This is a genomic window from Pantoea sp. FN0302 (assembly GCF_050113775.1).
In the GTDB taxonomy this organism is placed as follows: domain Bacteria; phylum Pseudomonadota; class Gammaproteobacteria; order Enterobacterales; family Enterobacteriaceae; genus Mixta; species Mixta alhagi.
Genome location: NZ_JBNJSM010000004.1, coordinates 46,056 through 58,176, shown reverse-complemented (window position 1 = coordinate 58,176; position 12,121 = coordinate 46,056). Strand labels below are relative to the sequence as shown.

The following is a 12,121-nucleotide window of genomic DNA, read 5'->3' as shown; positions in this document are numbered from 1 at the left end:
ATTCTCGATTCCGTGTTTCGGTTGTTACACCGGTGTTTTAAGCCCAAAAAACTCGCGGGCAGTCACCACATCTTTAGCAATTTGCTCTTTAAGCGCATCCAGCGAGGGAAAACGCTGCTCGTTACGTATTTTTTGGCGCAGCACCACGTCGATATGACGCCCGTACATATTCATTGATATATCCAGCAGATGCACTTCCAGCTGCTGACGCAGGCCGGCAACCGTAGGGCGCGTACCTATATTCGCCACGCCAGGCAGCGGTTGCTCGCTAAGTCCATGGACCTCTACGGCGTAAACGCCTTTAACCGGCGATACCATGCGCCGCAGCAGAACGTTAGCGGTAGGAAAACCGATAGTGCGGCCCAGCGCATCACCATGCACGACACGCCCGGAAAGCGCAAATGGATGGCCCAACAGCGACTGCGCCAGCGACAGGTCATCATTCGCCAGCGCCTGGCGAATCGCCGTGCTGCTGATACGTTTGCCGCCTTCACTGAAAGTTTGGGTGCTGATGACATCAAAGCCATACTCCACACCCGCTTTCTGTAATAACAGGAAATCCCCTTCGCGACCAGCGCCGAAACGGAAATCATCACCAACGGCAAGAAACCGCACGCCAAGCTTATCAACCAGCAGATCGTTAACAAAGCTTTGCGCGCTAACGGCGGCGAAACTGCGGTCGAAGCGCACGCACAGCACGGCATCGACGCCCGCCTGCGCCAGATATTTCAGTTTATCACGCAGACGCGTCAGGCGCGCCGGCGCTTTATCAGCGGCAAACAGCTCAAGCGGCTGCGGCTCGAACAGCATGACCACGACCGGCAGATGACGCTGCCGCCCCTCTTCGCACAGGCGAGCCAGCAGCGCCTGGTGGCCCCGATGTACTCCATCGAAATTGCCGATAGTCAGCACACAGCCGTCAGGCTGCGTCCGGAGATTATGAATGCCGCGTATAAACTTCATGGCTGACTCAAGTTGGTGGAAATCGGCGGATTATACCTTGTACAACCGCCAAGGTTAACCCGTCACGGCGCCTTTCCCGCTTTCCGGCGGCGATTTCCGTGCGGTAATGGCCAGGCGGCGGGGATAACGCTTTTTTTCTTGCGAAATACTGTATTCAGGCTGGGGAAACTGGTAGAATCTTGCGCCATCAATTACGTAACCGAGCGTTGTTTGTAAAACGGCGCTTATTTGCACAAATCCATTGACAAAATAAGGCGTAAAAGGCATAGTCCTCGGCCTTTGATTTGTCCGTATAGAACATATTTGGGAGTTGGACCTTGGCTAATATCAAATCAGCTAAGAAACGCGCCGTAACATCTGAGAAACGTCGCAAGCATAACGCAAGCCGTCGTTCTATGATGCGTACTTTCATCAAGAAAGTATACGCAGCAGTTGAAGCTGGCGATAAAGAAGCTGCACAGAAAGCATTTAACGAAATGCAACCGATCGTGGACCGTCAGGCTGCTAAAGGTCTGATCCACAAAAACAAAGCTGCACGTCATAAAGCTAATCTGACTGCACAGATCAACAAACTGGCTTAATCGCCACTTGTTAATCAGCTTTGAAAGAACCGGCCAGTGGCCGGTTTTTTTTCGTCCTGATTTTACGAGTCCCAAATCGCTCCGTAAGCGGCGATGCCCTGCGCTTCACACCCTTCCACTACATAATCGGTTAACGGGCGGTTCGCAATACAGATTACCGCTTCCGCATTAATCTCTTTGACCTTCTGACAGGCCAGCAGCAGCAGATCCGGTTTGCCGTGCGCATCGGTATCCCAAATCAATACGCCTGGGTGGGCCGCAATAATCTCATTAACGAACGCTTCGCCATAGGTCACAACCGGATTACGGGTTGACCAGATCAATTTACAGGGACGCGGATTGTTCACCAGATGCGGCAGCAGCGGACCAATTCCACTTCCGGTGGCGACATAGACTACCGAGTTAAATAGCTTGTTCATGCTGCCAACGCCGGGCGTGGGTATGCCCTTAAACCAGACGTGTGACGGTGGATTATCGATAAAGCGCGAGGTCCAGTCTCCGGCACGGGAGATCAGCATCCGGCAACCAGGTCGTTTTACCAGCGGAATATTGGCAAACGCATGCCATTCCGTTAGCGGATGCAGGCTAATGGCCAGCGTCGAACCAGGAAAGGGATCCTGCGGCAAAGCAAACTGAATAATTACCGCATGGGAAGAAGGCCGCGTCACTTCGATAGGAATGCGCCGTAAACGCAGCCAGGGAAGCAGAATGCTACAGGTAATAGCCAACAGTCCCCAGAAAGCGAAAGCGTGGCTGAGATGATGCCAGCGCCACTCACCGTGATGGCTGTCACGCACGAACCATAAAACCTGTAGCCATGAGAGCGCAAGCGAGCTCCAGCCAACGTAGCGATGCATATGTTCAAACAGGTTATGATAGCGTCGTCTCACCTGCGGCAGCGCCGTCAGGGAAATGGCACACAGCATCAGCACCAACAGGATATTGACCGTAAGAAGCTGAGTGGATAGCCCGCCCTGCGCCTGTTGTTGACAAAAAGCAGCTAACGTAAAAAGCAGCAACCACAGACAGCTAAAGGTGGCACAGCCAGAGTGAAGCCCGCCGAACTGATAAACGTTAGCCAAATGACGCCGCAACCGTAGCGGCCAGTGTACGGGCACACGCCATACCAGCTGAAACAGCCCGTTGATAAGGTATTGCTGACGAATCAGTACCGTCACGCAGAGGTTAGCGATCACCATATTGCCAAAGTTGCCAAGCAAAATATGATTTTCGTCCCACCAGCTACCGCTGACCAAAGCCCAACTCATTATTGACAGATTGATCATGCTGACAGTAATAAACAGCATTTGATAATGAGTAAGAACCGGAGAAGAAAATTGCTGTGTTAATTCCTGGTGAAGAACAGGTAATACCGACGCCGTTTTATTTTTTTCGTTCTGCATACTTCGCTCCTGAGATGACCTTATTCCGTCCGATGGATGGACGCCATACTCCGCCGTCAGCGCGCCGGGGAAATATGGTGGTCCTCAAGGTGGTTGGTTGACAGCGCGTAGCGTAAAGAAAGGTAAAATGGCAGTAAATGGGAAACGGAAAAATGAGACTTTTGCCTAATAGCCCGTTTTTGAATTATTGTTGGTAAATTCTTAATTATTTTATTAATGGCTGGATCGAAGAGTTTCCTCCGCTATTTCTGTTGCCGCCACCAGGCGGCAACAGGAAATAAACACAGCGCTGGAATTAGATCCAGCAAAACTATCAGTTTCTATTTATCACTAAATAAAGCGGTAAAATCTTGATTGCAGATGCGCTGCACCGCAGGATGCTGAATCATCCGCTCGGCGAAGATCACGTAATACTCTTCCATGACATCTTCCAGCCGTCCAACCTCTTTGATAGCGCCATCCTGATAAATCTCCTGGCCGTAGAGCGTCGGGGCCACAAAAATAGCGTGGTTAGCGGCCCCAAATGCTTTCATCAACGCCGCATCATCAAACTCGCCAAGGATCTCTATCTGCAGCTCCTGGTTGCTGATCCACCGTTGCAGCTGACGCCCTAACATTGAGCGACGGCCCGGAATGAGTAGGCGTCGCTCCTCCAGGCAGGCGGGAAAAGGTTTCTGCGGCAGCGGCGGCGTACACCAGAAGCTGATGCCACACTCGCCCAGCTTCACGGAAAACAGCCCCTCCTGCTGAGTCGAATCAACCGGACAATCAGATAAAATCATATCCAGCTTGTGCTGACTCAGCTGCTCCAGCAACATCTCGTGCGTAGACTCAAAACAGCGCAGGTGAATGCGCTCATCATCCTGCACTGCCGTTTCCAGAACTTTACTGACCAGCTGTTTCGATAAGGCATCCGCCACGCCGACATCAAACAGCAGATGCGACTCCTTGCGGTAGTTAACGATATCCATCATCTCCTGACTCAGCGTAAACATCCGATCGGCGTAGCGAAAAACCAGCTGTCCCAGTTCCGTTGGCACGATTCCCCTACCCTGACGTCGAAAGAGCTTGCCCTGGAGTCGCTCCTCCAGGGACTTGATCTGGCCGGTTATGGTTTGCGGCGTTAAGAAGAGTTTCTCCGCCGCGTTAACAATCGATCCCTGCTTACAAACGTGCCAAAAGTAGTAGAGATGATTGTAATTAAGATGTGTCATGCTCAGGTCTTCTTCAGGCTGTGTGGCTGATTTAACTTAACGCGTAACAGCGAATAGCCCACCACGGCAGAGAGCAGCGATCCGATCAAAATAGCCAGCTTAGCCAGTACCATCAGTTCCGCGCTCAGGTCGCCGTAGGCCAGTGAGGCGATAAAGATAGACATGGTAAAGCCGATTCCGCACAGCACGCCTACCGCCATAATGCTGCTCAGGCTGGCGCCTTGCGGCAGTTTCGCTACACCCAGTTTGATGCTCAACCAACAAAGCAGCGTAATTCCCAGCGGCTTACCGATAAACAGTCCCAGTATTATACCCAGCGGCAACATGGAGAACAGCGAATTGAAAGAAACACCATCCAGCGCAACACCAGCGTTAGCAAAAGCGAACAGCGGCAAAATCAGCCAGGTCACCCAGGGATGAAGGCCATGCTCCAGGGCTCTGGCAGGCGATTTCCCATGCTTTTCCGCTAACGGCACAAAGAAGCCTATCACTACGCCTGCCAGCGTGGCATGAACACCCGATTTTAATACCGCCACCCACAACACGACGCCAACCACCATATAGAGCGAGGTGCGGCGGACGTTAAACAGATTTAACAGCGCCAGCACGATAATAGCGCCAGCAGCAACGCTCAGAGAAAGCAGTGACAGTTCGTGGGTATAAAACAGGGCAATAATGACAATTGCGCCCAGGTCGTCAATGATCGCCAGTGCCATAAGAAATACTTTTAGCGCGGGCGGCACCCGGCTGCCTAACAACGCCAGCACGCCAAGCGCAAAGGCAATATCGGTAGCGGTAGGCACCGCCCACCCGTTACGGGTAATTTCATCGGCACCATTAAATGCCAAAAAAATCAGCGCCGGAGCCACCATACCGCCGATAGCGGCGATCAGTGGAAACACAGCTTTATCACGGCTGGCGAGCGATCCTTCAATTAACTCGCGCTTAACTTCCAGGCCGATGACTAAGAAGAACACGGCCATTAGCGCATCGTTAATCCACAACAGCATATTTTTATTGATATGCAGGTCGCCAAAGTGAAACTCTACCGGCATCGCCAGCAGCGAAGCATACACAGGCTGGGTAGCATCCATATTCGCTAACAGCATAGCCAGTATTGCCGCCACGATAAGCACAATGCCCCCGGTTGCCTCATTGGCCAATAAGCGTTTAATCATTTTCCATCTCCTTGCTAAAAACATCGCATTAAGCTTAAGCATACTGGCTTTAACGATTCGGTAAAAACAGGTTATTTGGCATAAATAACTCGGAAAAAGCGAATCATCATCAAGTAATGTTTAACTTACAAGGATAATCATATGAATGATAAAGTTATCGCGCCGAAAAAATCGGTAACCGTTAGTGGCAATTGGCCCGTGGGCCGCCTTTGGCTGGCTGTAAGATACGGTGAAGGGATGGACAAACGCCCCTGAGCGGGGCGTCTGGAGGTGCGCGTTTTAACGCGTCAAATCATCAAAAAATTTCTTCACGCCGTCAAAAAAGCTTTTCGAGCGTGGGCTGTTTTTCTCGCCGCTGGGGCCGCCGAAACTTTCTTCCAGCTCACGCAGTAGCGCTTTCTGTTTTTCATTCAGACTGACCGGCGTCTCAACCACTACGCGGCATAGCAGATCGCCCTGCACGCCACCACGTACTGATTTCACCCCTTTGCCACGCATACGGAACAGTTTGCCGGTTTGGGTTTCTGCCGGCACCTTCAACTTCACGCGACCATCCAGCGTCGGCACTTCAATTTCGCCGCCCAGAGCCGCCATCGCAAAGTTAATCGGCACTTCGCAGTAAAGATTATTGTCTTCACGCTCAAAGATTGGGTGTTTTTTCACCGAAACCTGAACGTAGAGATCGCCGGCCGGTGCGCCATGGTCCCCTGCTTCGCCTTCACCACTGAGGCGAATACGATCGCCGGTATCCACGCCTGCCGGGATTTTTACCGACAACGTTTTCGATCTTTCTACGCGGCCATGTCCGTGACAGGCGTTGCAGGGATCTTTAATGATAGAGCCGCGACCATGACAGCTCGGACAGGCCTGCTGCACGGTGAAGAAACCCTGACGCATCTGTACCTGGCCTGCGCCATGACAGGTTGGACAGGTTTGCGGCTGCGTACCTGATTTGGCTCCGCTGCCGTGGCAAACGTCACATTCCTGCAGGGTAGGAATACGGATCTCTTTGGTCACGCCGCGCACCGCTTCTTCCAGCGTCAGCTCCATGTTGTAGCGTAAATCGGCGCCACGGGCTGCGCGCTGCCGACGGCCGCCGCCGAAAATATCGCCGAACACGTCGCCAAAGATATCGCTGAAATCTGCGCCGCCGCCGCCAAAGCCGCCACCGCCAAAACCACCGCCCATGCCGCCCTGTTCAAAGGCTGCATGTCCATACTGATCGTAGGCGGCGCGCTTTTGCGCATCGGTCAAAATTTCGTAAGCCTCTTTCACTTCTTTGAATTTGGCTTCGGCTTCCTGATCGCCCGGATTGCGGTCAGGATGGTACTTCATTGCCAGGCGTTTATAAGCCTTTTTGATTTCACGCTCATCCGCAGACTTTGGGACGCCTAAAACCTCGTAATAGTCTGTTTTCGCCATTGTTATCTTTCCTGCCCTTAACATGCGTGCACGGGCGTGGAGAAACTCCTACGCCCGTGCTGGTTACCAGCGGTTGTCAGGGCAACCGCCGCGCCCGGTCAGGGGCAATTATTTTTTGTCTTTTACTTCTTCGAACTCAGCGTCGACAACGTCGTCTTCTTTCTTCGCAGAAGCGTCACCGGCGTCAGCTGGCTGGCCCTGCTGCTGAGCGAACTCCATCAGCTTGCCGGAAACCTGTACCAGCGCCTGGATTTTCGCTTCGATCTCAGCTTTATCTTCGCCTTTCAGCGCCGTGTTCAGATCGTTAAGCGCAGATTCGATCGGCGCTTTGTCGTCAGCAGAAAGTTTATCGCCCGCTTCGTCCAGCTGTTTACGGGTGCTGTGGGCAATCTGATCGCCCTGGTTACGCGCCTGTACCAGCTCTTCGAATTTACGATCTGCTTCTGCGTTAGCTTCCGCGTCGCGTACCATTTTCGCGATCTCTTCCTCGTTCAGACCAGAAGAAGCCTTGATAGTGATCTTCTGCTCTTTACCGGAGTTTTTATCTTTCGCCGATACGTGCAGGATACCGTCCGCATCGATATCGAAGGTCACTTCGATCTGCGGCATGCCGCGTGGTGCCGGCTGGATCCCATCCAGGTTAAACTGGCCCAGTGATTTGTTATCCGCTGCGCGTTTACGTTCACCCTGCAACACATGAATGGTTACCGCAGACTGGTTGTCTTCCGCAGTAGAGAACACCTGGCTGTGTTTGGTCGGGATAGTGGTGTTTTTGCTGATCAGCGCTGTCATCACGCCGCCCATGGTTTCGATACCCAGAGAGAGCGGAGTCACGTCCAGCAGCAGCACGTCTTTCACGTCACCCGCCAGCACGCCGCCCTGTACCGCAGCACCTACCGCTACCGCTTCATCAGGGTTAACGTCTTTACGCGGCTCTTTGCCAAAGAACTCGGCAACTTTCGCCTGCACCATTGGCATACGCGTCTGACCACCCACCAGGATCACATCATTGATGTCAGATACCGACAGGCCAGCGTCCTGCAGAGCAACTTTCAGTGGCTCAATAGAACGGGCAACCAGATCTTCAACCAGTGATTCCAGTTTCGCACGGGTCACTTTGATGTTCAGGTGTTTCGGACCGGTAGCGTCAGCCGTGATGTACGGCAGGTTAACGTCGGTCTGCTGAGCAGAAGAAAGCTCGATTTTAGCTTTCTCAGCGGCTTCTTTCAGACGCTGCATCGCCAGCGGATCGTTGTGCAGATCGATACCCTGATCTTTCTTGAACTCTGCTACCAGATAGTTGATCAGACGGCTGTCGAAGTCTTCACCACCCAGGTGGGTATCACCGTTGGTAGCCAGAACTTCAAAGGTTTTTTCGCCGTCAACTTCATCAATTTCGATGATAGAGATATCGAAAGTACCACCACCCAGGTCATAAACCGCGATAGTGCGGTTGCCCTGGCCTTTGTCCAGACCGTAAGCCAGCGCAGCAGCGGTTGGTTCGTTGATGATACGTTTAACTTCCAGACCCGCGATACGACCTGCGTCTTTGGTTGCCTGACGCTGTGCATCGTTAAAGTAAGCCGGTACGGTGATCACAGCTTCAGTTACCGGTTCGCCCAGGTAATCTTCCGCCGTTTTCTTCATTTTTTTCAGCACTTCCGCAGAAATCTGCGGCGGCGCCATTTTCTGGCCTTTTACGTCCAGCCATGCATCGCCGTTATCGGACTGCGTGATTTTGTAAGGCATGATTTTAATGTCACGCTGTACTTCTTCGTCCTGAAAACGACGACCAATCAGGCGCTTGATTGCAAACAGGGTGTTCTGCGGGTTAGTCACGGCCTGACGTTTAGCAGGCTGACCCACCAGCGTTTCACCATCCTGAGTATATGCAATAATTGACGGTGTGGTGCGATCGCCTTCGGCATTTTCCAGCACGCGTGCTTTGGTGCCATCCATAATCGCAACACATGAGTTGGTTGTACCGAGGTCAATACCAATAATCTTACCCATCTAAACGTCTCCCACTTAAAAACGGTCTCAATTAGGGTTGTGAATCAGTTAATGCGGACGATTTGTGTATTTTCAACTGTCCGCCTGCGCGCTTTGCGCTTCACAACGCTGGATGACTTCAAAATGGGGCCGCTTCGCAGCGCATCAAGGGTTAAGTAAAAAAAAATTTTTAGCGACCTGATGGCTGCGATGGTTTTTTTGCCACTAATCAGGCATTCACCTGCTGCAGAATTGCGCCGCGCCGTCCGGCCCAGGCCAGCCACAGCCCGGTCAGGAGGCCGATAAACGCCAGTGCCAGTACGTACCAGGCAGGTGCCAGCGGTGAGAACCTCATTAACAGCGTGACGCAAACGGGCGTCAGTCCGCCAAAGATGGCGTAAGCAAGATTGTAAGAGAATGAGATACCAGTAAAGCGTATCGCCGCAGGAAAAGCGCGCACCATAACAAAGGGCACGACGCCCACCACACCGACGCTTAAGCCTGCCAGCGCATAGGTGATAAACAGTGCCATGACCGAGCTGGCGGCCTGAGTAAAGAAAATCCAGCTGCACAGCGCCAGCAACAAACAGCCGAACGTTAAGACTTTGGCCGCGCCCAGTCGATCTGCCAGCAGGCCAGCAATTATACAACCCGCCAGCAGCATTATGGTCGCCACGCTATTGGCCTGCAGCGTAAGCGCCGCCGACAGCGCATACTGTTTCTGCAACAGGGTTGGCGCCATCAGGATCACTACCACAATGCAGGCTGAGAGCAGCCAGGTCAGCAGCATGGACATGATTACCGCCCGCTTGTGGTGTTGCAGCACGGTCCGCAGCGGCAAGCCGCCAGAAAGGGTTTTGCGCGCCTGCATCTGCTGAAAAACCGGCGTTTCATGCAGCCAGCGCCGCAGATACATCGCCAGCAGGCCGAAGAAACCGCCCAGCAGGAACGGAATGCGCCAGCCGCCCGCCGCGATGGTTTCCGGCGACAGCAGGCTGTTAATCAGCGTGGCTACCAGCGAACCCAGCAGAATGCCAGCCGTCAGGCCTGCAGTTAAGGTGCCGCAGGCGAAGCCTGTGCGTTTTTCCGGCACATGTTCCGCTACAAATACCCAGGCTCCCGGCACTTCACCACCAATCGCCGCGCCCTGCAAAATACGCAACAGCAGCAACAACAGCGGCGCTGTCAGACCAATAGCGTGATAATCGGGCAAGGCGCCCATCGCCAGCGTGGGTAAAGCCATTAACAGAATGCTCAGGCTAAACATTTTCTTTCTTCCAACCCGATCGCCAAAGTGCGCCATGACAATGCCGCCAAGCGGGCGCGCCAGATAACCGGCAGCAAAAATGGCAAAAGTCTGCAGCTGGCGCAGCCAGTCAGGAATATCAGGTGGGAAGAAGAGTTCGCCAATTACCGCAGCGAAAAAAACAAAGATGATAAAATCATAGAATTCCAGCGCGCCACCAAGCGCAGCCAGTGACAACGTCTTGTAATCCTGCCGGTTAAGCCGGCGAGCCTGTGGTTGATCCATGTTTTTTTCGCGCTTCCAGAGGTGAGAAGAAAGTCAGTAACGTGAATTTGTAAAATTCACGTTACTATAGCGTCAACTTTTCTCGCCACACCAGCGGCGCTGGATCTTATACCTGAAAAAGTTGTTTTTCAGGAGTTTGTATCACGTCTGGCGCTTTTAGGGCGAAATGCTGCTACGACATCCGGGTTGGTCTCAATGTAAGGGCCTTCCAGCAGCTGAATACAGTAAGGCACGCTGGCAAAAATACCGGCTACCTGCACCTTACCACTCTCATCTTTTAACCCTTCCAGCGTCTCTTTAATCGATTTCGGCTGGCCCGGCAGGTTAAGAATTAAAGATTGCTTGCGGATCACGCCAACCTGACGTGAAAGGATCGCCGTCGGCACAAACTGCAGGCTAATCTGCCGCATCTGCTCGCCAAAGCCCGGCATTACCCTGTCGGCTACCGCCAGCGTTGCGTCCGGCGTTACGTCGCGTCGTGCCGGGCCGGTACCGCCGGTGGTTAAAACCAGATGGCAAAAACGCTCATCCACCAGCTCGCAAAGCGTCTCTTCAATCAGCGGTTGCTCATCCGGTACCAGCCGCGTTTCGATAATAAAAGGCGTAGTCAGTGCGGAAGAAAGCCAGGCTTCCAGAGCGGGAATGCCCTGATCCTGATAAATGCCATTAGCGGCGCGATCTGAAACCGAAATGAGTCCAATGCGTAACGTATTCATAGTGATATTCATGACAGAAACTGTCGCAACGCGAACAGTTAAGGTTTGGGATTAACGGCAAGAATACTACAGGGTGGGAAAGGATGCCTAACGTGAGCTGCCGCAGCCGGAAACCGGGCTGCGGCAGCTTTGCGATTACAGCAGTTCTGCAATCATTTTTTCCAGCTTGCCCTGGTCAACCGCAAAGTTACGGATGCCCTGCGCCAGCTTATCTACCGCCATCGGATCCTGGTTATGCTGCCAGAGGAATTCCGCTTCGGTCATTTTGGCCGGACGCGCTTTCACTTCACCGCTGAAGGAGAGCTTACGCTCAACGCTGCCTTCGCTTTCCGCCAGCTCTTTCAGCAGCGACGGAGAAATGGTCAGGCGGTCGCAGCCTGCCAGTTCCAGGATCTCGCCCACGTTGCGGAAGCTGGCGCCCATCACCACGGTTTCATAACCGTGCTGCTTGTAATATTCGTAGATTTCACGAACAGAAACCACGCCTGGATCTTCGTGCGATGCGTACTCTTTCTTATCGGTATTGGCTTTGTACCAGTCAAGAATACGGCCAACAAACGGAGAGATCAGGTACACGCCCGCTTCTGCACAGGCGCGCGCCTGGGCAAAAGAGAACAGCAGCGTCAGGTTACAGTTGATGCCCTCTTTTTCCAGCTGCTCCGCTGCGCGGATGCCCTGCCAGGTAGAGGCCAGTTTGATCAGAATACGATCGTTGCTGATACCGGCATCGTTATAGAGTTTAATCAGGCTGCGCGCTTTTGCGACGCTCGCTTCGGTATCGTAAGAAAGACGTGCATCCACTTCGGTAGAGATACGGCCCGGGATCAGCTGCAGAATTTCCAGACCGATATTGACCGCCAGTTTGTCAGAAGCGTACTGAATTTGTTCTTCTTTATTGCTGCTCTGCTGACGCGCCCAGACGATGGCTTCATCGATCAGCTTGCGGTATTCAGGGATCTGCGCGGCGTTAAGAATCAGAGAAGGATTGGTGGTAGCGTCCTGCGGCTGGTACAGCTTCATTGCGGCGATGTCACCGGTATCGGCAACAACGGTGGTCAGCTGACGTAAAGAAGTAAGTTTGTCCGTCATGATGGGTTCTCTTGATATGTAACTGTCAGGGG

The 12,121-nt window shown here is 53.0% G+C and carries 11 protein-coding genes; 1 reads left to right on the top strand and 10 read right to left on the bottom strand.

Features of this window, described 5'->3' with window-relative positions; all coding sequences use genetic code 11:
• Window positions 1–24: 24 nt before the first annotated feature.
• Together ribF and ACQE32_RS15485 are read right to left on the bottom strand one after the other, a co-directional pair.
• Complete coding sequence (ribF, locus tag ACQE32_RS15490) at window positions 25–963, bottom strand: bifunctional riboflavin kinase/FAD synthetase (RefSeq protein WP_427022059.1); 939 nt, start codon at window positions 961–963, stop codon at window positions 25–27.
• A 54-nt stretch (window positions 964–1,017) separates the two neighbouring features.
• Entirely contained in the window at window positions 1,018–1,230 is a 213-nt protein-coding gene (locus ACQE32_RS15485; RefSeq protein WP_426974431.1) for a hypothetical protein, read from the bottom strand.
• 50 nt (window positions 1,231–1,280) lie between these two features.
• Between ACQE32_RS15485 and rpsT the strand changes: the two genes are divergently transcribed.
• Complete coding sequence (rpsT, locus tag ACQE32_RS15480) at window positions 1,281–1,544, top strand: 30S ribosomal protein S20 (protein WP_038628374.1); 264 nt, start codon at window positions 1,281–1,283, stop codon at window positions 1,542–1,544.
• A 62-nt stretch (window positions 1,545–1,606) separates the two neighbouring features.
• Here rpsT and ACQE32_RS15475 read toward each other — a convergent pair whose 3' ends face one another.
• The 8 genes from ACQE32_RS15475 to tal all read right to left on the bottom strand — a co-directional run bounded on the left by ACQE32_RS15475 (window position 1,607) and on the right by tal (window position 12,089).
• Complete coding sequence (locus ACQE32_RS15475; protein WP_426974430.1) at window positions 1,607–2,947, bottom strand: hypothetical protein; 1,341 nt, start codon at window positions 2,945–2,947, stop codon at window positions 1,607–1,609.
• A gap of 320 nt (window positions 2,948–3,267) precedes the next feature.
• Window positions 3,268–4,161 carry a transcriptional activator NhaR gene (gene nhaR / locus ACQE32_RS15470; protein ID WP_426982070.1) on the bottom strand — a complete coding sequence of 298 codons (894 nt, stop codon included), beginning with the start codon at window positions 4,159–4,161 and terminating at the stop codon, window positions 3,268–3,270.
• 2 nt (window positions 4,162–4,163) lie between these two features.
• Entirely contained in the window at window positions 4,164–5,339 is a 1,176-nt protein-coding gene (gene nhaA / locus ACQE32_RS15465) for a Na+/H+ antiporter NhaA (RefSeq protein WP_426974428.1), read from the bottom strand.
• Between the two features lie 279 nt (window positions 5,340–5,618).
• A complete protein-coding gene (dnaJ, locus tag ACQE32_RS15460; protein WP_426974427.1) occupies window positions 5,619–6,761 on the bottom strand; it encodes a molecular chaperone DnaJ in 1,143 nt (380 codons plus the stop codon).
• Between the two features lie 108 nt (window positions 6,762–6,869).
• Window positions 6,870–8,774 (bottom strand): molecular chaperone DnaK, encoded by a 1,905-nt coding sequence (gene dnaK / locus ACQE32_RS15455; protein WP_250651783.1) that lies wholly within the window; start codon window positions 8,772–8,774, stop codon window positions 6,870–6,872.
• 208 nt (window positions 8,775–8,982) lie between these two features.
• Entirely contained in the window at window positions 8,983–10,284 is a 1,302-nt protein-coding gene (locus ACQE32_RS15450) for an MFS transporter (protein WP_426974426.1), read from the bottom strand.
• 128 nt (window positions 10,285–10,412) lie between these two features.
• The gene (mog, locus tag ACQE32_RS15445; protein ID WP_426974425.1) at window positions 10,413–11,000 is read right to left on the bottom strand and encodes a molybdopterin adenylyltransferase; all 588 of its coding nucleotides are present in this window, start codon (window positions 10,998–11,000) and stop codon (window positions 10,413–10,415) included.
• A 135-nt stretch (window positions 11,001–11,135) separates the two neighbouring features.
• Entirely contained in the window at window positions 11,136–12,089 is a 954-nt protein-coding gene (tal, locus tag ACQE32_RS15440) for a transaldolase (RefSeq protein WP_250651781.1), read from the bottom strand.
• Window positions 12,090–12,121: the final 32 nt, after the last annotated feature.